Source organism: Bradyrhizobium sp. SSBR45G (genome assembly GCF_030159255.1).
GTDB lineage: Bacteria > Pseudomonadota > Alphaproteobacteria > Rhizobiales > Xanthobacteraceae > Bradyrhizobium.
The window spans coordinates 32,739-55,835 of sequence record NZ_BSCT01000001.1; the positions used below are offsets into that span (position 1 = coordinate 32,739).

At 65.5% G+C, this 23,097-nt stretch carries 23 protein-coding genes; 15 read left to right on the plus strand and 8 right to left on the minus strand.

The window, feature by feature from the left end; all coding sequences use genetic code 11:
- Positions 1-55 precede the first annotated feature (55 nt).
- Positions 56-763 (plus strand): hypothetical protein, encoded by a 708-nt coding sequence (locus QQL87_RS00175; RefSeq protein WP_284416390.1) that lies wholly within the window; start codon positions 56-58, stop codon positions 761-763.
- Positions 764-775: 12 nt separating this feature from the next.
- Here the strand turns inward: QQL87_RS00175 and QQL87_RS00180 are convergent, their stop codons facing one another.
- Positions 776-1,549, minus strand: coding sequence for a tyrosine-protein phosphatase (locus QQL87_RS00180; RefSeq protein ID WP_284416389.1), 774 nt, complete (start codon positions 1,547-1,549; stop codon positions 776-778).
- 108 nt (positions 1,550-1,657) lie between these two features.
- On the minus strand, positions 1,658-1,849 hold the full coding sequence (locus QQL87_RS00185) for a DUF2735 domain-containing protein (RefSeq protein WP_284416388.1): 192 nt from the start codon (positions 1,847-1,849) through the stop codon (positions 1,658-1,660).
- A 541-nt stretch (positions 1,850-2,390) separates the two neighbouring features.
- On the opposite strand from QQL87_RS00185, the gene QQL87_RS00190 reads away from it, so the two are divergent.
- The 3 genes from QQL87_RS00190 (at position 2,391) to abc-f (ending at position 5,813) form a co-directional block, all read left to right on the plus strand.
- Entirely contained in the window at positions 2,391-3,425 is a 1,035-nt protein-coding gene (locus QQL87_RS00190) for a glutamine synthetase beta-grasp domain-containing protein (RefSeq protein WP_284416387.1), read from the plus strand.
- Positions 3,426-3,629: 204 nt separating this feature from the next.
- The gene (locus QQL87_RS00195) at positions 3,630-4,088 is read left to right on the plus strand and encodes a hypothetical protein (protein WP_284416386.1); all 459 of its coding nucleotides are present in this window, start codon (positions 3,630-3,632) and stop codon (positions 4,086-4,088) included.
- 102 nt (positions 4,089-4,190) lie between these two features.
- Positions 4,191-5,813, plus strand: coding sequence for a ribosomal protection-like ABC-F family protein (abc-f, locus tag QQL87_RS00200; RefSeq protein WP_284416385.1), 1,623 nt, complete (start codon positions 4,191-4,193; stop codon positions 5,811-5,813).
- A gap of 21 nt (positions 5,814-5,834) precedes the next feature.
- Here abc-f and QQL87_RS00205 read toward each other — a convergent pair whose 3' ends face one another.
- From QQL87_RS00205 to QQL87_RS00220, 4 genes are all read right to left on the minus strand, one after another.
- Complete coding sequence (locus QQL87_RS00205; RefSeq protein ID WP_284416384.1) at positions 5,835-6,743, minus strand: dienelactone hydrolase family protein; 909 nt, start codon at positions 6,741-6,743, stop codon at positions 5,835-5,837.
- Positions 6,743-8,839: a PAS domain-containing protein gene (locus QQL87_RS00210; RefSeq protein WP_284416383.1), complete on the minus strand. Its 2,097-nt coding sequence runs from the start codon at positions 8,837-8,839 to the stop codon at positions 6,743-6,745. Before QQL87_RS00210 ends, QQL87_RS00205 begins: the two co-directional genes overlap by 1 nt.
- 204 nt (positions 8,840-9,043) lie before the next feature.
- On the minus strand, positions 9,044-9,289 hold the full coding sequence (locus tag QQL87_RS00215) for a hypothetical protein (RefSeq protein WP_284416382.1): 246 nt from the start codon (positions 9,287-9,289) through the stop codon (positions 9,044-9,046).
- A 163-nt stretch (positions 9,290-9,452) separates the two neighbouring features.
- On the minus strand, positions 9,453-9,887 hold the full coding sequence (locus QQL87_RS00220; protein ID WP_284416456.1) for a DUF1810 domain-containing protein: 435 nt from the start codon (positions 9,885-9,887) through the stop codon (positions 9,453-9,455).
- A gap of 225 nt (positions 9,888-10,112) precedes the next feature.
- Between QQL87_RS00220 and QQL87_RS00225 the strand changes: the two genes are divergently transcribed.
- The 9 genes from QQL87_RS00225 to QQL87_RS00265 all read left to right on the plus strand — a co-directional run bounded on the left by QQL87_RS00225 (position 10,113) and on the right by QQL87_RS00265 (position 20,610).
- On the plus strand, positions 10,113-11,153 hold the full coding sequence (locus QQL87_RS00225; RefSeq protein ID WP_284416381.1) for a DUF2778 domain-containing protein: 1,041 nt from the start codon (positions 10,113-10,115) through the stop codon (positions 11,151-11,153).
- 66 nt (positions 11,154-11,219) lie between these two features.
- Complete coding sequence (locus QQL87_RS00230) at positions 11,220-11,477, plus strand: hypothetical protein (RefSeq protein ID WP_284416380.1); 258 nt, start codon at positions 11,220-11,222, stop codon at positions 11,475-11,477.
- 1,560 nt (positions 11,478-13,037) lie between these two features.
- Positions 13,038-14,150 carry a dimethylsulfone monooxygenase SfnG gene (gene sfnG, locus QQL87_RS00235; RefSeq protein ID WP_284416455.1) on the plus strand — a complete coding sequence of 371 codons (1,113 nt, stop codon included), beginning with the start codon at positions 13,038-13,040 and terminating at the stop codon, positions 14,148-14,150.
- A gap of 12 nt (positions 14,151-14,162) precedes the next feature.
- Positions 14,163-15,080 carry an ABC transporter ATP-binding protein gene (locus QQL87_RS00240; RefSeq protein WP_284416379.1) on the plus strand — a complete coding sequence of 306 codons (918 nt, stop codon included), beginning with the start codon at positions 14,163-14,165 and terminating at the stop codon, positions 15,078-15,080.
- Entirely contained in the window at positions 15,080-15,970 is an 891-nt protein-coding gene (locus QQL87_RS00245; RefSeq protein WP_284416378.1) for a branched-chain amino acid ABC transporter permease, read from the plus strand. Before QQL87_RS00240 ends, QQL87_RS00245 begins: the two co-directional genes overlap by 1 nt.
- Complete coding sequence (locus QQL87_RS00250) at positions 15,970-17,025, plus strand: branched-chain amino acid ABC transporter permease (RefSeq protein WP_284416377.1); 1,056 nt, start codon at positions 15,970-15,972, stop codon at positions 17,023-17,025. The genes QQL87_RS00245 and QQL87_RS00250 overlap by 1 nt, the downstream gene beginning before the upstream one ends.
- Positions 17,026-17,052: 27 nt before the next feature.
- Positions 17,053-18,384, plus strand: coding sequence for an ABC transporter substrate-binding protein (locus QQL87_RS00255; protein ID WP_284416376.1), 1,332 nt, complete (start codon positions 17,053-17,055; stop codon positions 18,382-18,384).
- A gap of 226 nt (positions 18,385-18,610) precedes the next feature.
- Positions 18,611-19,387, plus strand: a complete 777-nt coding sequence (locus QQL87_RS00260; RefSeq protein WP_284416375.1) for an ABC transporter ATP-binding protein — start codon at positions 18,611-18,613, stop codon at positions 19,385-19,387.
- A gap of 26 nt (positions 19,388-19,413) precedes the next feature.
- Complete coding sequence (locus tag QQL87_RS00265; RefSeq protein WP_284416374.1) at positions 19,414-20,610, plus strand: acyl-CoA dehydrogenase family protein; 1,197 nt, start codon at positions 19,414-19,416, stop codon at positions 20,608-20,610.
- A 31-nt stretch (positions 20,611-20,641) separates the two neighbouring features.
- On the opposite strand, the gene QQL87_RS00270 is transcribed toward QQL87_RS00265, so the two are convergent.
- Entirely contained in the window at positions 20,642-21,088 is a 447-nt protein-coding gene (locus QQL87_RS00270) for a hypothetical protein (RefSeq protein ID WP_284416373.1), read from the minus strand.
- 358 nt (positions 21,089-21,446) lie between these two features.
- Here QQL87_RS00270 and QQL87_RS00275 point away from each other — a divergent pair, with 358 nt between their 5' ends.
- Complete coding sequence (locus tag QQL87_RS00275) at positions 21,447-21,698, plus strand: hypothetical protein (RefSeq protein ID WP_502871117.1); 252 nt, start codon at positions 21,447-21,449, stop codon at positions 21,696-21,698.
- A gap of 227 nt (positions 21,699-21,925) precedes the next feature.
- A complete protein-coding gene (locus tag QQL87_RS00280) occupies positions 21,926-22,516 on the plus strand; it encodes an NADPH-dependent FMN reductase (RefSeq protein WP_284416371.1) in 591 nt (196 codons plus the stop codon).
- Positions 22,517-22,581: 65 nt separating this feature from the next.
- Here the strand turns inward: QQL87_RS00280 and QQL87_RS00285 are convergent, their stop codons facing one another.
- A complete protein-coding gene (locus tag QQL87_RS00285) occupies positions 22,582-22,845 on the minus strand; it encodes a hypothetical protein (RefSeq protein ID WP_284416370.1) in 264 nt (87 codons plus the stop codon).
- Between the last annotated feature and the right edge of the window lie 252 nt (positions 22,846-23,097).

Sequence of the window (23,097 nt, forward strand, 5' to 3'; positions counted from 1 at the left end):
TCGAGGTCCAGACGCGGCGTGCAAAGCACGATCGCCGCGACTAACATCGCTTCTCATGAATCGGACCTTCTTCGTCGCCCTGTTCGGATTCGTTGCGCTATCCTGTGCTGAAGCGCCGTACCGAATTGCCTGGGCTGGCTGTGCACCGGACCAGCACCAGAGTTTCCTCTGTGGCGATGGCAAGGATGCGATCCGCGTCTTTCCGCAGACGATCTCACCGTCCGCAAAGTTTGGCTTCGGATGGCGGACCTCAGCCGGACTGCCGGCGGGCCAGGTCGAGCCTGCCGCCGACGTCGAGAACGTGCTGGTCAGGCTGACCGATGGTGCGGTGGTCGGCCGGCTCGGTGGCAGCTATTGGGACAGCGGGGAGATGCGGGCCAACCGCTATGACCTGATCGCGGCCTGGTCGCCCGACAGCCGCGCCGTTGTCGAAGTTGCGAACAGCAGATGGGATACGGAGTCATTTCGCTTCTATGCCATTGGTGACGCCGACAGCGTGACCCTCGATCTGCATGAGCTGGTCGAGCGCGCCGTGCGGGCACAGAGTCCGCAGCGCGCGGCGAAGGGCCGGGTGTTTCGTGTCCGCGAGGATCTGCCGGTCAAGCTCGATGCCGATGGCCGACTCACCTTTGCCGCGATCCTGTTCATTCCCAAAAGCGAGCAGCCGGCGCTCGGCTTTCGCCTCGAGCTCATGATCAAGATCATCAAATCCTCCGCCGCGGCGCGGATCATCTCGGTGCAGCGGGCCAAGCTGCCGGACTGACGGCGGTCGATCTCATGCCGAGAGATAGCGCTGTTGCAGCGCTGCACGCGCGGCGTCGTCGATGCCCAGGGCGTCGCGCATATAGGCGTCGAGACCTCCATGCGCTTCACGGACCGTGTCGAGGGCCGCGGCCAGGAACGAGGCCTGCACCGTGCCGATCGCCTCGAGCACCTCGTGCGGGAGCTCGGCATGCGATGCGGTGTCACGCCGAAAATACTGATTGGTGAGCAGGTAGTCGTCGAGGATGATCTCGTCCGGCACGTCGAGGGCGGCGAGCACGAGCGCGCAGGCCACCCCTGTGCGATCCTTGCCGGCGGTGCAGTGAATCACCAGCGGCGCATGATCGCCGAGCAGATGATCGAACAGGGCGCGAAAGCGCGGCGTGTGGTGGCGGATATAGTTGCGATAGGACTCCCGCATCAGGTCCAGCGCATCATCCGTGGTCAATCGTCCCGCCGCCCAGCGCTCCCGCAGCACGGGGGCGACGCTCGGCTCGATCGGCAAGACGTGCACGGCGATGTCGGCGATCGTGCACAGGCTGGCGCTCCGCTCCTGACGGCCGCGGAAATCGAAGGCACTGCGGATACCGAGCTGGCGGACGGTCGCCGCGTCGGCGTCGGTCAACTGACCGAGATGATTGGAGCGGAAGATCTGCCGCCAGCGCACATGACGTCCATCGCGGCTGGGATATCCGCCGAGGTCCCTGAAATTGCTCGCGCCCTCAAGATTGAGATGGCGGGCGGGATGAGGAGGCGGATCGTCGGTCATGGCCCGATTGTACGTCATCGGGCGTCGGGTGTGAATCGGGGACGGGGAGAAAGCAAAAGGGTCGGAACCTTATCGGTCCGACCCTTCAGCAGAAGCGCGAAGCGTGCGTCACGAAACTTGTCGACATCAGCGATCCCACAACGGCTTGGCTTCCTGGATCGCCTCGTCATGGTACCAGCTGCCGCTGTAGATGGTGGGCTGCAGAGACGGAGCGATCTGCCGCGCCGAGGCGTCTCCGAGGCGAGGTGCGAGACCTGCTCGTCCCCCGCGCGGGAATTGATAGATCCTCGCGGATCCCTCGTTCACTCTGGTGTCCATCGAAATTCTCCTTCCCATCGGACCACCTGATGGTGCGCCCGACTCGTTCTCTTGTGGTTACCATTCTCGATATCGGCGGCTGCCCCCAGGAATGCAATATGATCAAAACGAAATCACAAATTGCGTATTTTGAGGGCAAACATGGATTTGCCCCCTGCGAAGCAACGTGCAGCTGATTAACGCTTGGGCCAGATCAAAGGTTGCGAGGTCGGGCGCAAAGCTTTTCGAAAATGTCCGGGAACTGCTGCCGTCTTGTTCGGCGCCTTTTTCGCGCCGCCGCAAATGCCACGGAATCAAGCGGGTTTTCGACGCGCCGGCTGCGGCGCCATGCGTCCCGTGCAATCCCGGTCGCGCTGCTTTGCCGCACCCCAGATGGCGGCAGCGCCGATCTCCGGTGCCCCGATCCGCGCGCAAAACTGCGGCGGGACGTCGCGGCACTTGGCACGTTCCGTGCTTAAGAGTGCGCTGGCCGATCGTGGCCGGGTAAGCGGGGAGCCTTCGATTGCTGGGCTCCCACCTTTCGATAAGACAGAGAGGCTCAATGACGAAATACAAGCTCGAGTACATCTGGCTCGACGGCTACAAGCCGGTGCCGAATTTGCGCGGCAAGACACAGATCAAGGAATTTTCCTCCTTCCCGACCCTGGAACAGCTGCCTCTTTGGGGCTTCGACGGCTCGTCGACGATGCAGGCCGAAGGCCATAGCTCCGACTGCGTGCTGAAGCCGGTCGCCGTGTATCCCGACGCTGGCCGTACCAACGGCGCTCTGGTGATGTGCGAAGTGATGATGCCGGACGGCAAGACTCCGCATCCGTCGAACGCGCGCGCCACCATCCTGGACGATCCGGACGCGTGGTTCGGCTTCGAGCAGGAGTACTTCTTCTACAAGGACGGTCGTCCGCTCGGCTTCCCGGAATACGGCTATCCGGCGCCGCAGGGTCCGTACTACACCGGCGTCGGCTTCAAGAATGTCGGCGACGTTGCCCGCAAGATCGTCGAAGAGCATCTCGACCTGTGCCTCGCCGCCGGCATCAACCACGAAGGCATCAACGCCGAGGTGGCGAAGGGCCAGTGGGAATTCCAGGTGTTCGGCAAGGGCTCGCGCACGGCCGCTGATCAGATGTGGATGGCCCGCTACCTGATGCTGCGCCTGACCGAGAAGTACGGCATCGACATCGAGTTCCACTGCAAGCCGCTCGGCGACACCGATTGGAACGGCTCGGGCATGCACTGCAACTTCTCGACCAAGCATATGCGCGAAGTCGGCGGCAAGGAGTACTTCGAGAAGCTGATGGACGCCTTCAAGGACGCCCGCGCCGACCACATCGCCGTGTACGGTCCGGACAACCACATGCGTCTGACCGGCAAGCACGAGACCGCGTCGATCGACACCTTCAGCTGGGGTATTGCCGACCGCGGTGCTTCGATCCGCGTTCCGCACTCCTTCGCGAACAATGGGTACAAGGGCTATCTGGAAGACCGCCGTCCGAACTCCCAGGGCGACCCCTACCAGATCGCGTCTCAGGTGCTGAAGACGATCTCGACGGTTCCGACCGGCGCGAAAGCCGCAGCCTAAGACGCCGAACATCATACCCCGGGGCAGGGGCTCACGTGATGATCCGCCGGAGCAGCCGCTCCGGCGGATCATTCGTTTGTGGCGGCACGTCGTCGACTGAGAGCTCCGCCGGTCCATCTTGATCAATCGCAAGTCGGGCATGCGACGGCGGCGGTATGTGTGTCCTGGACGGTGGAGACGCGGATCTGGGAAGCGGAGTGTCGAATGAACTTTCGGAAATGGGTGGTTGGTGTCGTGCTTGCCGGTACAGCCGTCGCGCTCGCCGTCACGCCGGTACCGTCCAATGCAGACCAGTATCTGCCGCGCCTCGGCGACATCATGAATCTGGTCCAGGTCAGGCACGCCAAGCTGTGGTTCGCTGGACAGGCCAAGAACTGGGACCTCGCCGCTTACGAGCTGGCGCAGCTCAAGCAGAGCCTCGCCGATGCGGCGGGCTTCTATTCGGGGCTGCCGGTGGACAACGTGACCACGCTGAGCCAGCCAATCCAGTCGATCTCCGATGCGATCGCGGCCAAGGACGGCAAGCGGTTCGCCTCCGCCGTGACCGAGCTGACCTCGGGCTGCAATGCCTGCCACGCGACGATGCAGCGCGGCTTCGTGGCGATCCGCATTCCGACCGACAAGCCGTTCGGCAACCAGGATTTCCGGCCGCAGGGCCACTGACCGGGCCGGCTGGGGCGTCGAGTTGCGGTGCAAAATTGCGCCTTCCACCGGCGGCGCGCATCGACTAAGAGCGGCGGCAACCCGTCCACCGCCTGAGCCCTCATGATCCGCCTCGACAACATCAGCAAGCAAGTCGGCCACCAGATTCTGTTCATCGAAGCCTCCGCCGCCCTCCAGCGCGGCGAGAAGATCGGCTTGGTCGGTCCCAACGGGGCCGGCAAGACCACGCTGTTCCGGATGATCTCGGGCCGCGAGCAGCCGGATGAAGGCCAGGTCTCGACCGATCGGGGCATCTCCATCGGCTATTTCAACCAGGATGTCGGCGAAATGTCCGGCCGCAGCGCCGTGGCCGAGGTCATGGATGGCGCCGGACCGGTGTCCGCGGTCGCCGCCGAGCTCAAGGAGCTCGAGACGGCGATGGCCGATCCGGATCGCGCCGATGAGATGGACGAGATCATCGCGCGCTACGGCGAGGTGCTGGCCCGCTTCGAGGAGCTCGACGGCTATGCACTCGACAGCCGCGCCCGCGAGGCGCTGGCCGGTCTCGGCTTCTCCGAGGAGATGATGGACAAGGACGTCGGCCTGTTGTCCGGCGGCTGGAAGATGCGCGTCGCACTGGCCCGCATCCTCTTGATGCGTCCCGACGTGATGCTGCTCGACGAGCCCTCGAACCATCTCGATCTCGAGAGCCTGATCTGGCTGGAGCATTTCCTCAAAGGCTATGAAGGCGCGCTGCTGATGACCTCGCATGATCGCGAGTTCATCAACCGCATCATCAACAAGGTGATCGAGATCGACGCCGGCCAGCTCACGACCTATTCCGGCGACTACGAGTTCTACGAGCAGCAGCGGGCGCTGAACGAGAAGCAGCAGCAGGCGCAATATGAGCGCCAGCAGGCGATGCTGGCCAAGGAGATCAAGTTCATCGAGCGCTTCAAGGCGCGGGCCTCGCATGCGGCGCAGGTGCAGAGCCGGGTCAAAAAGCTCGACAAGATCGAGCGGGTCGAGCCGCCGAAGCGCCGCCAGACCGTCGCGTTCGACTTTCTGCCGGCGCCGCGCTCGGGCGAGGACGTGGTGGCGCTGAAGAACGTCTCCAAGAGCTATGGCAGCCGTCGAATCTATGAAGGGCTGGACTTCATGATCCGGCGCCGGGAGCGCTGGTGCGTGATGGGCGTCAACGGCGCCGGCAAGTCGACCCTGCTCAAGCTGGTCACCGGCACCGCGGAGCCGGATGATGGCTCGGTGACGATCGGCGGCAGCGTCAAGATGGGCTATTTCGCACAGCATGCCATGGACCTGCTGGATGGCGAAGACACTGTGTTCGAGTCGCTCGAACATTCGTTTCCGCAGGCCGGACAGGGCTCGCTGCGCGCGCTCGCGGGCTGCTTCGGCTTCTCCGGCGACGACGTCGAGAAGCGCTGCCGGGTGCTGTCGGGCGGCGAGAAGGCGCGGCTCGTGATGGCCAAGATGCTCTACGATCCGCCGAACTTCCTGGTGCTGGACGAGCCGACCAACCATCTGGACATGGCGACCAAGGAGATGCTGATCGCGGCTCTGGCGAGCTTCGAGGGCACCATGCTGTTCGTGTCGCATGACCGCCATTTCCTTGCCGCGCTGTCCAACCGTCTGCTCGAGCTGACGCCCGACGGCATCCACCAGTATGGCGGCGGCTATACCGAATATGTCGCGCGCAGCGGCCACGAGGCGCCGGGCCTGCGCAGCTGATCACGGCGCTGCCGCCTCGCGTCATCGTTTCAACCAGTCGAAAACCAGCGGGGCGGCACGCCGGAGCGTGTCATCCATGGCGGGACCGTTGCCGGCGGTGGCCTGACGGCTGGCCGACGGCTCGTCGAAACCGTGGGTCGCTCCTGGATAGACCGTCGTGTCGATCGCCGTGCCGGCTCGCTGCGAGCGCTCGGCCAGGGAGATGCAGAGGGCTGGCGAGACTTCCTCGTCATCGGCGGCGAGAAACAGTGCGATCGGTGCATTGGTCCTGAGCGTCGGGCCGAGCAGGGCCGCTTCGCCGCATCCGGGATAGAAGACGAGGGCGCCGCGGAAACCGGATGATTGCGCACCCTGGCGAAACAGCACGTTCAATGCGGTGCTGCCGCCGTTGGACCAGCCCTGCAGCACGATCTGGCTCGCTGCGACATCGCTGCGCTGACGCAGATAAGTGAGCGCGCCCTCGGCATCGAGCGGTCGCACCGTGCGTTCATTGACGTCGTCGCGCTCCGGATCGTCATGCGTATGACGGCCGAAACCATGGGCCTTGCCGCGCGGACCAAAACTGTCGGGCAGCAGCGCGAGATAGCCGCGCTCGGCCCAGTAGCTGCCCCACATCATGTGACGCTTCGACAGCGTGCCGGCATTGCATGGCGATGCAGGCGCAGTCCGTGACACCAGCGTACAGCCGGAGTTGACGTTGGATGAGTAGGGGCCGCCGCGGCCGTGGAGCATGATGACAGCGGGAAACGGTCCATTTCCCTGCGGCTTGAACAGATAGGCCGCGAGATCGGTGCTGCCATCGGCACTTGGAAAGTACACCGTGTCCGGTTGGCCGGCCGACGCCGGTGTCAGCCACGGCATGCCAAGCAAGGCCAAACCCAGGGCAACAGCGCAGCTCTTGGTCCGAATCTTCCGCGTCGTGTTCTCCATCAGCTCTCGACCATCTCGGTCACGCGGCTGGCGAGTGCCTCGACGTCGAACGGCTTGGTCAGCACCTGCATCCCCGGCGCGAGCTGGCCGCTGCCAAGGATCGCATTCTCGGCATAGCCGGTGATGAAAAGCACCTTGAGATCGGGGCGCGTCGCCCGCGCCGCGTCGGCGAGCTGACGGCCGTTCATGCCGCCGGGCAGGCCGACATCGGTGATCAGGAGATCGATGCGCGCAATGGACTGCAGGGCGGCAAGGCCCGTGGGGCCATCCTTCGCCTCGATCACGGCGTAGCCGCGCTCCTCCAGCACCTCCATCACCAGCATGCGCACGGTCGGCTCATCATCGACGACCAGGATGGTCTGGCCCGTCCGCGCCGACATCGTCGTCTCGGTGCGTGCGGGATCGTCGGCTTCGGCTTCGTCGACATAGTGACGCGGGAAATAGAGGCACATCGTGGTGCCCTGGCCGAGCTCGGAGTAGATCCGCACCTGGCCGCCGGACTGCCGTGCGAAGCCGTAGACCATCGACAGGCCGAGGCCGGTGCCCTGGCCGATCGGCTTGGTCGTGAAGAACGGATCGAAAGCGTGCTCGATCACGTCGGGCGTCATGCCAGTGCCGGTGTCGGTCACGCACAGCGAGATGTACTGCCCCGGCGGCAGGTCGCGTTCGCGGGCCGCGCGGTCGTCCAGCCATTTGTTGGCGGTCTCGATGGTGATCCGGCCGCCCGCGGGCATGGCGTCGCGGGCATTGATGCAGAGATTGAGCAGGGCGCTTTCGAGCTGAGAGGAATCGATCAGTGCCGGCCATAAACCGCCAGCGGTGACGACCTCCAGGTTGATCTGCGGGCCGACGGTGCGGCGGACCAGCTCCTCCATGCCCATGACCAGGCGATTGACGTCGGTCGGCTTGGGATCGAGCGTCTGCCGGCGCGAGAAGGCGAGCAGGCGATGGGTCAGCGCGGCGGCTCGCTTGGAGGCGCCCTGGGCGGCCGCGACGTAGCGGTCGACTTCGGCGAACCGGCCCTGGCGCAGGCGGGCCTGCAGCATCTCGAGCGAGCCCATGATGCCCGTCAGGAGATTGTTGAAATCATGCGCAATGCCGCCGGTCAGCTGTCCGACAGCCTCCATCTTCTGCGACTGGCGCAGCGCCTCCTCGGCCTCGCGCAGCCGCGTCTGCTCGCGCAGCCGTTCCGTGACGTCGTAGACGAACTGATAGGCGCCGATCTGCTCGCCCGAGGCGTCGCGCAGCGTCGACAACCGCATCTCGTAATAGCGGCGATCCCGGCGCGGATCGCCGAACTCGCTGATTTCGACGAATTCCTCGCCGGCCAGAGCGCGTGCCCACACGGCGCGGACGGCCTCACGGTGTTCGGGCATGCCGTTGAGCAGCGCCAGCATATCGTCGCCAACCTTGGGCAGAACGCCGAAGATGCGCTCGAATTCCCGCGCGGACGCACCGTTGATCGCGATCAGGCGGAACTGCATGTCGACGACCTGGACGAAGGCGTTGGTGCCTTCGACGATGTCGGCGAGCAGCTTGCGCTCGGCGAGCGCGGCAACGACGCGCGCCTCCAGCGTGTCGTTGATCTCCTGCAAAGCCGCCTCGGCGCGCTTGCGCGCGGTGATGTCCTGGAACAGCACCGCGACCTGGCGGCGGCTCGCCGGCTCTACCCTGAACGCGGCCAGCTCGAGATGGCGGCCGGTGGCGACCAGCTCGCGCTCGAACCGGATCGGCTCGCCGGTGCGCAGCACCTTGCCATAGAGCTCGACCCAGCCTCCGGCTTCGTCGGGCACCATCTCGCGCACCTTCTGCCCGACCACGTTGGGGATGCCGGCGTGCAGCGCATAGGCCGGGTTGGCCTCGACATGGATGTAGTCGCTCAACGGGCCATGCGGGCCGTCGAAGAACTCGATGATGCAGAAGCCCTCGTCGATCGAGTTGAACAGCGTCCGATAGCGCTCCTCGCTTTCGGCCAGTGCGGATTCGGCGCGGGCACGCCATCCGGCATCCGCTGCGAACAATGTCTGGAGCCTGGCATTCTCAGTTTCGAGCTCCTGCAGGCGTCGGCGGAGCGCGTCGACCTCTGCGGAACTCACTCTGCAATGGCCTCTTCGCGCTTCGGAACGAGACAGATCGGATCGGGATGGTTGTCGCAGGGCATGTTCGGCTCGATGTGGGGATCGACTGACAACATATCATGTCAACGAGGCCCGCGGCACGCTTCCATCCATGGAACTTGCGGCCCGCGGTTCGGCCCCGCCGGCATCGCGGCGGGGCGCCGATCGCGTCGGTCGCTGGCGTCAGCCGCCAGCCTCGCACTTCTTCAGGAAGCTGGTCTTGGCGGCGCCGGCGAGCTTCTTGCCGTCGGAGCCGACCGCCTTGGTCTCGCAGGTGTCGGCCATGCACTTCTTCATGAACGAGGTCTTCGCGGCGCCGGCCAGAGCCTTGCCGTCCTTGCCGACGGCCTTGGTCTCGCAGCTGTCTTCGGCAAAAGCGGAGCCGGCCGCGAACGTTGCCAGCGCAGCGATCAGAAAAAGCTTCTTCATGAGGGTGTCTCCTTGGGACAAACAATGCGCCGGATGGGAGCCGCAAATCTTGGCGCGATCAAGTTTCCTGTTCGGGCTATCACCCGAAATCCGGCCCGGCGGGATGATGATCTCATCAGCATGCTACCGACGGCGCCGGTGCGGTCGGCTGTACGACGCATGGTCATTGAATGCCGCGCTGCAGAAACACTGAGGTCGCGGGATCTCGCTCACCGCTGCAATAACGGTCGAGGGCGGCTGCGAACTCAGCGTTCGGAGCGACCGAATCAAACAGCGTCATGGATGATTTGAACTTGGCGTCGTCCGGCGAGCCGAGGATCTCGCGGAGCGACTTGCCGTGCACCGCGAGCACGAGGCGGGTGCATTCGCGCAGGCGCGGTCCGAGCACTGGATGATCGAGATAGGCTTCGGCCTCAGCGCGGGAGCGGATGGCGTAGCGCTGTGCCATGGCGGAGCTGCCCAGCCCCTCGACCTGCGGAAAGATGAACCACATCCAGTGGCTTTGCTTGGCGCCGGCCGCAAGTTCGGCGGTCACGCGGGAATAAATCGAATTCTGTGCGCCGACAAATCGGCCGAGATCGTCACAATCTGCATTCATCGCCAAGTCCAACCATTTGAATTATTGTCAGAATCATCGGTTTTGATAGGTGTGGCGAAGGCGCGGCCGGCGGTCCAATTCCGGTGGGACCGGAGCAATCCGGGCTGGCCTTTGTCTAGATTATGCCGCACTCTTGCCATCCTATGTCATGACGGGTCGAATCGTACCCCTTGGGGTCGGACACCTTTCCGGGTGGTCCGAAAAGGGGGGTATATCGGGGACGTGATGGCTTCCAGTGAAGCAAGCGTAGACGTTCTGTTGTCGCAAGGCCGCTTCGGGCGCTCCGAAGCGATCGCATTGGTGCTTGCAGCACTGGCGGTCGCCGCGGGCGCAGCCGCATGGATCGACGCCAACAGTGAGCAGCCGCCGGTTGCGACCGCCGCGCTTCCTGCGGCAGCCGCGCCGTCGGTGACATTCGAAACCCGGTTCGCACCGGCCTCGGCGTCGGCGACCGCCTATTCCGAGAAGGACGCCATCCGGGCGCTCGACCGTTTCGCGCTGCGTGGCATCGACCGGCAGCTGCTGGATGCGCGGGCCGCGCTGGTGAAGGGCATGGAATCCCGCGATCCAAGCGCGCGCGACCCGAACAACAGCGATTGGCGGCCGATGCTGACGGAGGGCAATACGGTCACCATGCCCGCACCCGGTGTGCCGCTGCCACGGCCGCGTCCGTCGGTCGCAAGCCTGCCGACGAACCTGGTCTCGGCCAGTGCAACGGAGGCGGTGGGCCGTGTCGATGACCGCTCCATCCTGCAGAAGCTGTCGGACCTGCTGCCGAGCCCGACCAAGTTCGCTTCGCTCGGTCCCGACAGCGGCATCGTCCGCTCCGGCATCGACCTTGGTGCGCTCGGCTATGAAAAGACCGCGGTCTACGACATCAAGGCCAAGATGGTCTATCTGCCCTCGGGCATCGGGCTCGAGGCTCACTCCGGCATGGGCAACCTGCGTGACGACCCGGAGCACGTCAATCAGCGCATGGTCGGTGCGACCCCGCCTGCCACCTATGACCTGAAGCCGCGGGAAAAGCCGTTTCATGGCGTGCGCGCCCTGCGCATGAACGTGGCAGAGGGATCGGCCCTCGGGCGGGTCGGGCTGCTGACCCACCCTTATATGCTCGGTCCCGAGGGTGATTCGAACGGCTGCGTCTCGATCAAGAATTACGATCGCTTCCTGAAGGCGTATGATGACGGCGAGTTCAACCGACTCGTCGTCGTCGTCGGGCTCGAGGCTGGCTCCCCGACGCGGACCGCGCAGAAGACCGAGTGACGTCCTGTCGCTGGGACTTTGCGCGACCACGGCGGCGGCATCGGCCGCATCTTCCGGAAGGTCCCCATGAATGATCCCGCAAACTCGGAAACGCGTCTGCGTACCACTTTCAACATCAAGGTGAACGGCAAGCCGTTCGTGATTTCGACGGTCGGGCAGGCGCATCAGTTCCTCACCAGCCTCAATGCCGTCGAGTGGATGGAGTTCAAGTCGCTGCACGACCAGGCCATGGCGGCGCTGCAGGATGCGGCCGACAACGCCATCATGACGGTGCAGGCCACCACCGCCGTGCGCACGCTGTTCGTGAGTGCGAAGCTGTTGTGAGGCAGCGATGATCTCTCGCATCGTTCGACCGTCCGCTGTTTTACGCGCTGTCATCGCCCGGCTTGACCGGGCGACTCAGTACTCCGAGGCCGCCGTGATCGACCAAGAGGCCGCGGCGTACTGGATGCCCCGCCTGCGCGGGGCATGACGGCGGTGAGTGGGGCCACGGTCTCTCAACGTCGTCATGCCGGGGCGCGCGGCACGCGCGAGCCCGGCATCCATAGCCACGAGCGGCGGTGTGAGGCATGCTGGCCGCTCCAGCTTGCCCAACATGTCCCGCCTGTGGGTATGGATTCCGGGCTCGCGCTGCGCGCGCCCCGGAATGACAGCGAGAATGTCGAGGCGCCGCTCTGCAAATCACGTCACCCCACCTCTTGTAGATTCCGGGATGTCGGCGCGTAGCACATCGACGCACGTCCTCGCGTTCTCGCCACGCATATCGCGTCCGAGTGATCCATCCGTCTTGCCCTCCGCAGAGAAGAGGGCGCGGGGAATGCCGGGCTGCTGGCCGCAACCCATGGCCCGCCTGCAGAAAGAAAAGCAGGCGGCAGTCACCACAGGTTCAGCCGACAACCGGCATTCCCCGCGCGATGGTCTTCACGGCTGCTTCGCGTTCTCCCCGGTGCGCCGGGCTTTCTGGTCACCGTTTTGCGCATGATGCTTCCGCACCAGCGCGGCATCAGCGTCGGGATGCCAGGACCACGCGACTTGACCGTACGCAACGGCAACGTTCGTCGGCGCAAGATGCGCTGCGCTGCCATCGCGTCCACCGCTCCCCGCGCTCGACGTCCGTGACGACCGCGAACCGCCCCTCATGTGAGCACGGGATGGCCTGAGGAAAGCAGCAAATCGCGCTTAGGAAAAGCGGAAAATTTTTGACGGTGGGACTGGACAGCCCAAATCAGCTTGATGCGCCAGGAGAAAATCGTTTCCGCGCGCATCGCTGACGTTGCCGATTCAACCTCCGAATGCGGTAGCTTCGGAGAAGAACGCGCACTGATTTGCCCGACGGGCAGTGCAGCCATTCTTTTTTGACCACTGTTGTCTTGCGTCAGAGCAGCAAGCTGACTGCTTGCGCGCAAAGCTATTAGTTCGAGGGATGATGATTTGTTCTGGCGGACGGAACTGAAGCCGGCCGAAAGGACAAACCGTTCTCACCACGCAAAACTACGGAAGACGTTTTTACCTCCGCCGTCAAAAAGAGACGGTCTTGGACTCGCTGGCTCAGCGCTTCTCTGCGACACTTTGCCCGTCGGTCGATGGTGATTGACAGAGGGGACGTGCATGATCGGCCATATCAGCCGCCACGATGGCGAGGCGGCTCCACTCATGAATGACATGACTGGAAGCCTGTCGCGCACGGTCTGCGCCTGGCTTTGTTGAATCATTGAATGACGGTCGCGGCGCGAGAGCGTCGCGACACACGCAGGCGTGGCCTGCGCATCACGCAACACCGTGAAGCAATCCACCATGCGCTGCCGTCTGGCAGCGCAAACGCCGGCGCGCGTCCTCATGCGGGCGGTGCCGGAGCTCATGATCATGACAGCAAGCGAGGAGCTCATGACGACCAAGGATACGTCCATCAAGTTCGCCTATTGGGTGCCCAATGTCTCGGGCGGCCTGGTGATCTCCAACATCGAGCAGCGGACGAGCTGGGACATCGGCTACAACAAGAAGCTGGCGCAGATCGCCGAAGCGAGCGGGTTCGACTACGCGCTGAGCCAGATCCGCTTCACGGCCGGCTATGGCGCCGAATATCAGCATGAATCAGTCTCGTTCAGCCACGCGCTGCTGGAGGCGACCACGACGCTGAAGGTGATCGCCGCGATCCTGCCCGGCCCGTGGCATCCGGCCGTGGTCGCCAAGCAGCTCGCCACCATCAATCATCTCACCGAAGGCCGCGTCGCGGTGAACATCGTCAGCGGCTGGTTCCGCGGCGAGTTTGCGGCGATCGGCGAGCCCTGGCTCGACCATGACGAGCGCTACCGGCGATCGGAAGAATTCATTCGCGTCCTCCGGGGCATCTGGACCGAGGACAATTTCAATTTCCGCGGCGACTTCTATCGCTTCACGAACTACTCGCTGAAGCCGAAGCCGATCGATCCGCAGCCCGAGATCTTCCAGGGCGGCAGCTCGCGAGCGGCGCGCGACATGGCCTCGCGCGTGTCCGACTGGTACTTCACCAACGGCAATTCGGTCGAGGGCATCAAGGCCCAGGTCGACGACATCCGGGCCAAGGCGAAGGCCAACAATCATTCCGTCAAGATCGGCGTCAACGCCTTCGCGATCGCGCGCGACACCGAGGCCGAGGCGCAGGCCGTCCTGAAGGAGATCATCGAGAAGGCCAACCCCGAAGCCGTCCATGCCTTCGCGCATGAGGTGGCGAATGCCGGCAAGGCCTCGCCGGAGCGCGAGGGCAATTGGGCGAAATCGACCTTCGAGGATCTCGTCCAGTACAATGACGGCTTCAAGACCAATTTGATCGGAACGCCCCTGCAGATCGCCGAGCGCATCGTCGCGCTCAAGGAGGTCGGCGTCGATCTCGTCCTGCTCGGCTTCCTGCATTTCCAGGAGGAGGTGGCCTATTTCGGCAAGCACGTGATCCCGCTGGTGCGCGAGCTCGAGGCCAAAGCCGCGGCCAAGGCCGGCGTGCGCGTCCAGGCCGCAGAGTAGGGCAAGGGAGCGATGCTGTTGAGCGGGCTTACGACATCGCTGGACGTGCTGGCCCTGGAGACTTGGGCTCCAGGAACGGCGCGTCAGGTGCTCGCGGCGGAGCTGGCTGACACGCCAGCATCCGCCGCGAGCGGCGCGCCGCGCCCGGTGCTGCGGCTCGCCAACATCTCGCTGTCGTTCGGCGGCCTCACCGCGCTCCGCGATGTCGATCTCGACGTCGCGGAGGGCGAGATCCGCGCCGTGATCGGTCCCAATGGCGCCGGCAAGAGCTCGCTGCTCAACGTCGTCAGCGGGCTCTACCAGCCGGACCAGGGCGAGGTGTGGCTCGGCGATCATGCGTTCCGCCAGGTGCCGACAGCGTGGCTGGCGCGCCATGGCGTCGCCCGCACGTTCCAGAACCTCGCGCTGTTCAAGGGACTGTCCGTCTTCGACAACGTGCTGATGGGGCTGGCGCATCGCGTCCGCACGGGCTTCATCCGCCAACTCGTCGGCTCGCCGCTGGCGCGGCGGATCGAGGCTGAGAATCGCGCGGCGGCCGAGGAGGTCATCGGCTTCCTGCATCTCGCCGAGGTGAGTGACCGGGTGGCCGGTACGCTGCCCTACGGCCTGCAGAAGCGCGTCGAGCTGGCGCGCGCGCTGGTGGCCCGGCCGAAGCTGCTGCTGCTCGACGAGCCTTTCGCCGGCGTCACGCTGAGCGAGAAGCAGGAGCTGGCGCAGCATGTGCGCGGTGCGCGTGACCGCTACGGCACCACCATCGTGCTGATCGAGCACGACATCGGCATCGTCATGGATCTCTCCGACCACATCGCCGTGCTCGACTACGGCCGCAAGATCGCCGACGGGCCACCCGCCGAGATCCGCACCAACCAGGCGGTCATCGATGCCTATCTCGGCGTCGCCCATGAGGACGAAACGGAGCTCGCGATCTGATGTTCGACTATCAATTCCTGATCGAAGTGCTGGTCGGCGGGCTGCTCTCCGGGGTGATGTACTCGCTGGTCGCGATCGGCTTCGTGCTGATCTACAAGACCTCGGGCGTGCTCAATTTTGCCCAAGGCGCGATGCTGCTGTTTGCTGCGCTGACCTTCGTCAGCCTGGTCGAGCGCGGCACGCCGTTCGCGCTGGCGCCGCTGGCGACCTTGGCGATCATGGTCGCGCTGGGCATCACGATCGAGCGCGCCGTGCTGCGGCCGCTGATCAACCAGCCGCCGATCACGCTGTTCATGGCGACGCTGGGACTCTCTTATGTGATCGAGGGCGCGGCGCAGCTGCTGTGGGGCACGCAGGTGCACGGGCTCGACATCGGCGTCAGCGACATTCCGTTCGATATCGGCGGCGTCTTCATCAGCCGCTTCGACCTGTTCGCGGCAGGTGTGGCCGGCAGCCTGGTGGCGCTGTTCACGCTGTTCTTCCGCTACACCCGCACCGGGCTCGCATTCCGCGCCGTGGCCGATGATCAGTTCGCCGCGCTTGCCGTGGGCCTGCGGCTGCCGCGGGTCTGGGCCGCGGTGTGGACCGCCGCCGGCATCGTCGCGCTGGTCGCGGGCCTGTTGTGGGGCGCGCGGCTCGGCGTGCAGTTCTCGCTGTCGCTGGTGGTGCTGAAGGCGCTGCCGGTGCTGGTGCTGGGCGGCTTCGATTCCATCACCGGCGCGATCGTCGGCGGCCTGCTGATCGGCGCGATCGAGAAGCTCGCCGAGGTCTATGTCGGGCCTTTCTTCGGCGGCGGCATCGAGGCCTGGGCGGCCTATGTCGTGGCGCTGGCGTTGCTGCTGGTGCGACCCTCCGGCCTGTTCGGCCAGAAGCTGGTGGAGCGGGTGTGATGACGACGATCACCGAAACCGCTCTGCCGACGGCGCGAGCCTCCTGGCTCACTCCGAACGTGCTCGGCGTCGTCCTGCTGCTTCTGCTCGGCTACGGCCTCGTGCCGCTGATCGGCTCCGACTATCTGATGGACGCGGTGCTGACGCCGTTCCTGGCGCTGGCGCTGGCGGCGGTCGGCCTCAATGTGCTGACCGGCTATGCCGGCCAGGTGTCGCTGGGCTCGGCCGCGTTCCTCGCGGTCGGCGCTTATGCGGCCTACAATCTCAACCTGAGATTGCCGGCGCTGCCGCTGCTCGCCGACATCGTGCTGGCCGGCGGCATCGCCGCCGCCGTCGGCATCGTGTTCGGCCTGCCGAGCCTGCGCCTGCGCGGCTTCTATCTCGCGGTCTCGACGCTCGCCGCGCAGTTCTTCGTGCAATGGGCACTGACCAAGTTCGGCTGGTTCTCCAACGACAATGCATCCGGCGTGATCGACGCGCCGGTGCTCCGCGTCGGCAGCCTGACCTTCACCTCGGCGACCGGCCGCTACGTATTCTCGCTGAGCATCGTCGTGATCGCCACCGCGCTGACGGCGCGGCTGCTGGCGTCGCAGACCGGCCGCAACTTCATCGCGGTGCGCGACCACGAGATCGCGGCCAAGGTGATCGGCGTGCCGCTGCTGCGCACCAAGCTGCTCGCCTTCGGCTTCTCGTCGTTCCTGATCGGCGTGGCCGGCGTGCTCTGGGCGTTCGCGTATCTGCGCACGGTCGAGCCGGCCGGCTTCAATCTCGATCGCTCGTTCCAGATCCTGTTCATCATCATCATCGGCGGGCTGGCCTCGCTGCGCGGCGCCTTCGTCGGCGCGGCGTTCATCGTCGTCTTTCCCTTGCTGCTGTCGCGGCTCGGGGCCGCCGTGCTCGGCAGCCTGTTCGATTCCGGCGTGCTCGAAATGAGCCAGCGCATCGTCATCGGTGCGTTGATCATCGCTGTCCTCATCGCTGAGCCGCGCGGCCTGATTGCGCTCGTCGATCGTGCCGCCGCAGCAGTGCGTCGCCTCCGTTCACCACAGACCTGAAACAGTCATACCAGAAGGAGATTCATGATGACGACGTTCAGACGTGCCAAGCTGGCTTTGGGGGCGGTACTTGCCCTCGGGCTTGCGACCAGCCTGCCGGCCAAGGCCGACGAGCAGTTCTTTCCCCTGCAGAGCTACCGGGTCGGCCCCTATGCGGCTGGCGGCACCGGCTTCTTCGGTGGCTTCATCGACTATCTCAACCTGATCAACATCCGCGACGGCGGCGTCAATGGCGTCAAGCTGACCTGGGACGAGGGCGAGACGCAGTATGAGGTCGAGCGCGGCGTCGAGGTCTATGAGCGGCTGAAGAGCCGTCCGGGCGTCGCCGCCTGGAATCCGCTCTCGGTCGGCATTGCGTATGCGATGATCGATCGCATCAGCAAGGACAAGGTGCCGCTGATCACGATCAACCACGGCCGCACCGATTCCACCGATGGCCGCGTCTTCCCGTACGTGTTCCCGCTGCTGCTCAATCCCTACAGTGAGACCTCGGGCATTGTGAACTACATCGCCACGCGCGAGGGCGGGCCGGAGAAGCTGAAGGGCAAGAAGATCGTCGTGCTGTATCACGGCTCGCCCTACGGCAAGGAGACGATCCCGATCTACAAGCTGTTGTCGGACAAATACGGCTTCGAGCTCGAGCAGATCGAGGTGCCGCATCCCGGCAATGAGCAGCAGTCGCAATGGCTGTCGATCCGCCGCGCCAAGGCCGACTATGTGGTGCTGCGCGGCTGGGGCGTGATGAACCCGGTGGCGCTGAAGACCGCGCAGAAGACAGGCTTCCCGGTCGACCACATCATCGGCAACGTCTGGTCCAACTCGGAGGAAGACGTGATCCCGGCGGGCGACGCCGCCAAGGGCTATGTTGCGATCACCACGCAGGCGTCGGGCGCCGAATATCCGGTGCTGCAGGAGGTCATCAAGACCGTCTATGGCGCCGGCAAGGGCAATCTCGACGACAAGAAGCGGATCGGCAGCGTCTACCACAACCTCGGCATCGTGAACGGCATCCTCAACGTCGAGGCGATCAGGATCGCGCAGGAGAAGTTCGGCAAGCGGACCCTGACCGGCGACGAGGTGCGCTGGGGCTTTGAGCATCTCGCGCTCGATCCGGCGCGCGTCGAGGCGCTCGGCGCCAAGGGCCTGTTCCACTCGATCAACGTCACCTGGGACAATCACGAGGGCAATGGCCGCGTCACGTTCCAGCAGTGGGACGGCGCCAAGTGGAAGGTCGTCTCCGACTGGATCTCGCCGGACTGGGCGGCGCTGCGCCCGATCATCGAGAAGTCCTCGACCGCCTATGCGCAGGAGCACGGCATCAAGATCCGGACCTCAGGCGACGACCCGGTCGGTCAGTGAGACCTGCATGCGCGGGAGCCAGTCTCCCGCGCACTATTCGGGCCTCATGGTTCGAGACGCGCCGCCCGCGGCGCTCCTCACCATGAGGGTCTCCACCTCGTCAAGAGTTCAGATCTTGCGAAGAGTTCAGACCTCGTCCTGAGGAGCACGCCGTAGGCGTGCGTCTCGAAGGACGGCCGCGGAGCAACTCTCGGCGGCGCGCGCTGCGCAGTTAGGAGATTTCATCATGAGCGACGTGCTGCTGTCGGTCGAGCATCTGGCCGCGACCTATGACCAGGCGATCCGCGCGGTCAGCGACGTGTCGTTTGCCGTGCGTGCCGGCGAGATCGTCGCCGTGCTCGGTGCCAACGGTGCGGGGAAGTCGACCACGTTGCAGGCGGTGTCGGCGCTGCTGCCGGCGCGGCGCGGCCAGGTCACCGGCGGCCGCATCACCTATGACGGACGCGACGTATCCACGTCATCGGCGGCGCAGCTGGTGCGGGCAGGGCTCGTGCCGGTGCTCGAAGGCCGGCATTGCTTTGCGTCGCTGAGCGTCGAGGAGAACCTGATCACTGGCGCGATCGGCCGCGACGCCAGGCGTGGCGAGATCAGCGCTGACCTCGAACGCGTCTACGCGTTGTTTCCGCAGCTCACGCGGCATCGCCGGGCGTTGGCCGGGCTGACCTCCGGCGGCGAGCAGCAGATGACCGCGATCGGCCGCGCGCTGATGTCGCGGCCGAGGCTGCTGGTGCTCGACGAGCCATCGATGGGATTGGCGCCGCTGGTGGTCGAAAACATCTTCCGCGCGCTCAAGGCGCTCAACGCCGAGCGGGGGCTGTCGATCCTGGTCGCCGAGCAGAACTCCACCGTGGCGCTGCGCTTCGCCGATCGGGCGATCGTGCTGGAGGGCGGCCGCAGCGTGCTGTCCGGCTCCGCGCGGGAGCTCCGGCAGCGGCCCGACATCAAGCATCTCTATCTGGGCGGCCCGACCGCACCGCCGCAATCCACCCAGGCCGTGGCCTGATTTCAGAAGCGAGAGGAGACATTCCCATGCCGACCAGCACTGCTGCCCGCAAGATCGAGGCGGCGCCCTATGAGCAGCTCGACGCCATTGTCGTTGACGTGATCAGGGCGAATGCCGACCGCAACGACCACGAGGGACGCTTTCCCCGCGAGAACCTGCTGGCGCTAGCCGAGGCCGGCTGGACCGGCGTGCTCAATGATCCCCGTTTTGGCGGGCTCGGGCTCGGCCACGTCGATTTCGCCGAAGCCGCGTACCGCATCGGCCAGGCCGATGCCTCGACCGGCCTCGTCTATGTCATGCATGTCGGCGCGGCGCAGACCATCAATCTGTTCGGCAGCGACGACCAGAAGGAGCGCTGGCTGAAGGCGGACCAGGGACGGCTGCTCGGCACCTACTCGACCAGCGAGCGCGCCACCGGTGGGCACTGGTGGTACAATCTGTCGGAGGCGTCGCGCGACGGCGAGGACTACCGGCTCAATGCCGACAAGTCGTTCACGACCAGCTCGGGACAAGCCGACTTCTATGTCGCCCAGACCCGCACCCCCGGCGCCAAGGACCAGGCCGACATCATCTTCTTCATCGTCGACGGCAAGGCCGAGGGCATCCAGTCGCGGCCCTGGGAGGCGCTGGGCGTGCGCGCCAATCATTCCGGCGGCATCAGCTACAAGAACGTGCACGTCCCCAAGCGCGACCGGCTCGGCGCGGAGGGGCAGGGCAAGGAGATCATCTATGACGGCGTCTCGCCGGTCTATCTGATCGGCCTCGGCGCGGTGTGGGAGGGGCTCGCACGCGGCGTGCTCAATGCTGCGGTCGCGCACACCACGGGCTTCGTCCACAAGGACCGCAACAAGAGCCTGTCGGATTACCAGGCGATCCGGCAGGAGCTCGGCGCGGCGAAAGTGCTGGTCGAGAGCCTGCGCCCGTGGCGGATCGAGCTGGCGCACCGGCTCGACGAGCTCTGGCGCGCGGGCAAGCCGCAGAGCGAGATCCTGATCCCGCTGACCGAGTTCAAGGTGCACGCCGCTGAAGTGGCCAACAAGGTGGCGTCGACGGCGCTGACGGTGACCGGCGGCTATGGCTACCACCGCGGTCCGATCGAGCGCGCTTTCCGCGATGCACGCGCGGCGATCGCGATGGGGCCGTCCAACATCATCGCCCGGGAATGGATCGGCAAGGCACAGGTCGGCCTGCCGCTCGAGCTGTTCTACGAAGGCGGGGAGTAACGGCCCCCAGCGCTGCGGCGCGGCCGCAGCGCTAGCCGGCGAGCTCGGCGTCCCGCTCGATCTCTTCGTGCTCGGCTTGTTCAGCCGGCACCGCATTTGCGGTCTCGGCCGTCTCGAAATCGTCCTCGGCGATCTCTTGGACCTCGGCCGCGGTGCTCTCGACCTGCTCGGCGGCGAGCTCCGCCGCCACCACCGCCTCGGGCTCGGCCTCGTCGGCGGCCGGCTCGGCGAACAGGTTTGGTCCGGGGATCGTGGTCGGCACCACCGGCCGCGACTTGGCCTTGTACCAGGATGAGAACTTCTGCGAGAGGCCGGCTTCGAACTCGGCGAGCGGCAGGATGTTGCCGTCCTCGTCGGTGATGACGACCGTCCAGCCCTCCGCCGCCATGACCTGTGCATTGGCGATCACGATCAGCGCGCTTTCGCGCTGCTTGCGGATCTTCTGCGACTCCCGCTCGGCGATCATCGTGTACGCCATGACCTCAACTCCCAACCATCGACTCTGGGTGTGATGGCCCGAAGCACCATCGGTTCGCCGCCACTACGCCGCGAGAGTGTGAGCGCGGCTGGGCCGGATTGCGTTCGCCTAATGACAATTTGGCGACGTCAGACCGGTTCCGGGCGCGAACGAGTCGAAGATGCAACAGCCGGCAAAATTGTGGTGCAGGACTAAGAGCGCGTGTTGAAGGCGCGCAGCTGTGTGTCATCATTTGATTCTGCGGCGGCAACTGCTTCGCGGCATATGCGAAGGCAGCGGGTGAACCGGACAGTCAGCGGGCGAATTGGGGACCTTGATGCGAACTCATCTGTTCAGGATGCGGACTTGGAATGTGGCAATGGCGGGGCTCGCCATGTCGGCACTTGCCTTGGCGATGGTCGCCAGCCCGCGCGCCGGCCATGCCTTCACGGAAGACGACCAGCGGCGGCTGTGCACCGGCGACGTGTTCCGTCTGTGCTCGTCGGAGATCCCCGATCGCGACCGCATCATCGCCTGCATGATGAAGCAGCGCGCCAGCCTCAGCGACGGCTGCCGCAGCGTGTTCGGCCGGCCGAGCGAGCGCTCCGCCTCGGCCACAGTGACCCGCTGATCTTTCGGCGCTGCGGCGATACGCCCGGCGTCGTCGTCCGATTCTCCAGAGCACCTTTCCAACAGGTCCAGACCTGACGGCTTCAGACCTGACGACGCGCCGCGACCTGGCCCAGCCGAAGTCCGCGGCGCGTTCGTCATCATCGCGGGGCGCGCCGCAGGGGCGTGATCGCCGTGGCGCGGGCGTGGTAGACTGGCACGGATCGTCCGGCCAGGAGTTGACCCGCCATGAGCTTTCGCATCCTCGTGTTCTACGGCTCCTATCGCGTCGACCGAATGGGCATCCGGCTCGCGCAATTCGTCGTCGACGGCCTCACAGCCAAGGGACAGGACGTCGAGCTGATCGACGCCAAGGCGGTCGGCCTGCCGATGCTCGACCGCATGTACAAGGAGTACAAGCCGGGCGAGGCGCCGCCGGCCATGGCCGAGCTTGCCGCCAAGATCCGCGCCGCCGACGGCTTCGTGTTCGTGACCGGCGAATATAATTGGGGCCTGCAGCCGGGACTGAAGAACCTCACCGACCACTTCCTGGAGGAATGGTTCTGGCGACCTGCTGCGATCGCGAGCTACTCGGCGGGCCGGCTGTCGGGCGCGCGCGCCGCCACCGCCTGGCACGGCACCTTGTCGGAGATGGGCATGGTCGTGGTGTCGAGCACGCTGGCGGTCGGGCCGATCGGGCAGGCGCTGTTGGCCGACGGCAAGCCGACCGGCGATGCCGGCCAGGCGCTGGCGCGCGCGTTCCCGCGCTTTGCCGATGATCTGTTGTGGTGGGTGGAAGCCGGCCGGGAGCAGCGGGCGCGCAAGGCGCCGCCTTATTGAGCGTACGCGAAACATGACGGCGGGAGCGCAGGCGCGCTCCGCCGTCTCGCGTCGGACGAGCCTGGCTAGCGCGCTGCGCTGCTCGGCGTTGTTGTCACCGACTGCTGCCGGCGGGTCGCGGCCGCGGTCTGGCCCTGACCCTGGCAGGGCAGCTCCTTCCAGGTTCCGTCGGCAGCCTGCTGGTAGGCGCGGCACGGGGAGGACGAGGAGGGCTGCTCCTCCGTCTGCCCGTCCGTTCTGGTCGTCTGAGAATTCTTCGCCAGTGCGGGCGCTGCCGTCGCGGCGATGGCAGCCAGCGAACCGACGAAGATCACTGGGGTGATCCGCATATGGGGTTCTCCTGCTCGAAGCACCGCCGATTCAGATCCGGATTGTGGAAACATTGAGGCGGGTTGGATGGGCCGCGGTGCGATCCTTCGGGGATTCCTTGGTGCAAGTCTGGCCGCGTTAACGCTCGCGCACGGCAATCGCGCGCGTCGTGACTGTGGCGGCATCTGGGCTGGCGCGCCGCGTCTCCGGGCGCTAAGAGCGATCTGACGCGCGCAAGCGCCCTCGCGACCCGATGCAGCACGCCAGTCCGG

Coding starts and splice junctions, on each gene's coding strand:
- QQL87_RS00175 (WP_284416390.1), top strand. CDS start 56: ATGAATCGGACCTTCTTCGTCGCCCTGTTCGGATTCGTTGCGCTATCC.
- QQL87_RS00180 (WP_284416389.1), bottom strand. CDS start 1,549: ATGACGTACAATCGGGCCATGACCGACGATCCGCCTCCTCATCCCGCC.
- QQL87_RS00185 (WP_284416388.1), bottom strand. CDS start 1,849: ATGGACACCAGAGTGAACGAGGGATCCGCGAGGATCTATCAATTCCCG.
- QQL87_RS00190 (WP_284416387.1), top strand. CDS start 2,391: ATGACGAAATACAAGCTCGAGTACATCTGGCTCGACGGCTACAAGCCG.
- QQL87_RS00195 (WP_284416386.1), top strand. CDS start 3,630: ATGAACTTTCGGAAATGGGTGGTTGGTGTCGTGCTTGCCGGTACAGCC.
- abc-f (WP_284416385.1), top strand. CDS start 4,191: ATGATCCGCCTCGACAACATCAGCAAGCAAGTCGGCCACCAGATTCTG.
- QQL87_RS00205 (WP_284416384.1), bottom strand. CDS start 6,743: ATGGAGAACACGACGCGGAAGATTCGGACCAAGAGCTGCGCTGTTGCC.
- QQL87_RS00215 (WP_284416382.1), bottom strand. CDS start 9,289: ATGAAGAAGCTTTTTCTGATCGCTGCGCTGGCAACGTTCGCGGCCGGC.
- QQL87_RS00220 (WP_284416456.1), bottom strand. CDS start 9,887: ATGAATGCAGATTGTGACGATCTCGGCCGATTTGTCGGCGCACAGAAT.
- QQL87_RS00225 (WP_284416381.1), top strand. CDS start 10,113: ATGGCTTCCAGTGAAGCAAGCGTAGACGTTCTGTTGTCGCAAGGCCGC.
- QQL87_RS00230 (WP_284416380.1), top strand. CDS start 11,220: ATGAATGATCCCGCAAACTCGGAAACGCGTCTGCGTACCACTTTCAAC.
- sfnG (WP_284416455.1), top strand. CDS start 13,038: ATGACGACCAAGGATACGTCCATCAAGTTCGCCTATTGGGTGCCCAAT.
- QQL87_RS00240 (WP_284416379.1), top strand. CDS start 14,163: ATGCTGTTGAGCGGGCTTACGACATCGCTGGACGTGCTGGCCCTGGAG.
- QQL87_RS00245 (WP_284416378.1), top strand. CDS start 15,080: ATGTTCGACTATCAATTCCTGATCGAAGTGCTGGTCGGCGGGCTGCTC.
- QQL87_RS00250 (WP_284416377.1), top strand. CDS start 15,970: ATGACGACGATCACCGAAACCGCTCTGCCGACGGCGCGAGCCTCCTGG.
- QQL87_RS00255 (WP_284416376.1), top strand. CDS start 17,053: ATGACGACGTTCAGACGTGCCAAGCTGGCTTTGGGGGCGGTACTTGCC.
- QQL87_RS00260 (WP_284416375.1), top strand. CDS start 18,611: ATGAGCGACGTGCTGCTGTCGGTCGAGCATCTGGCCGCGACCTATGAC.
- QQL87_RS00265 (WP_284416374.1), top strand. CDS start 19,414: ATGCCGACCAGCACTGCTGCCCGCAAGATCGAGGCGGCGCCCTATGAG.
- QQL87_RS00270 (WP_284416373.1), bottom strand. CDS start 21,088: ATGGCGTACACGATGATCGCCGAGCGGGAGTCGCAGAAGATCCGCAAG.
- QQL87_RS00275 (WP_502871117.1), top strand. CDS start 21,447: ATGGCGGGGCTCGCCATGTCGGCACTTGCCTTGGCGATGGTCGCCAGC.
- QQL87_RS00280 (WP_284416371.1), top strand. CDS start 21,926: ATGAGCTTTCGCATCCTCGTGTTCTACGGCTCCTATCGCGTCGACCGA.
- QQL87_RS00285 (WP_284416370.1), bottom strand. CDS start 22,845: ATGCGGATCACCCCAGTGATCTTCGTCGGTTCGCTGGCTGCCATCGCC.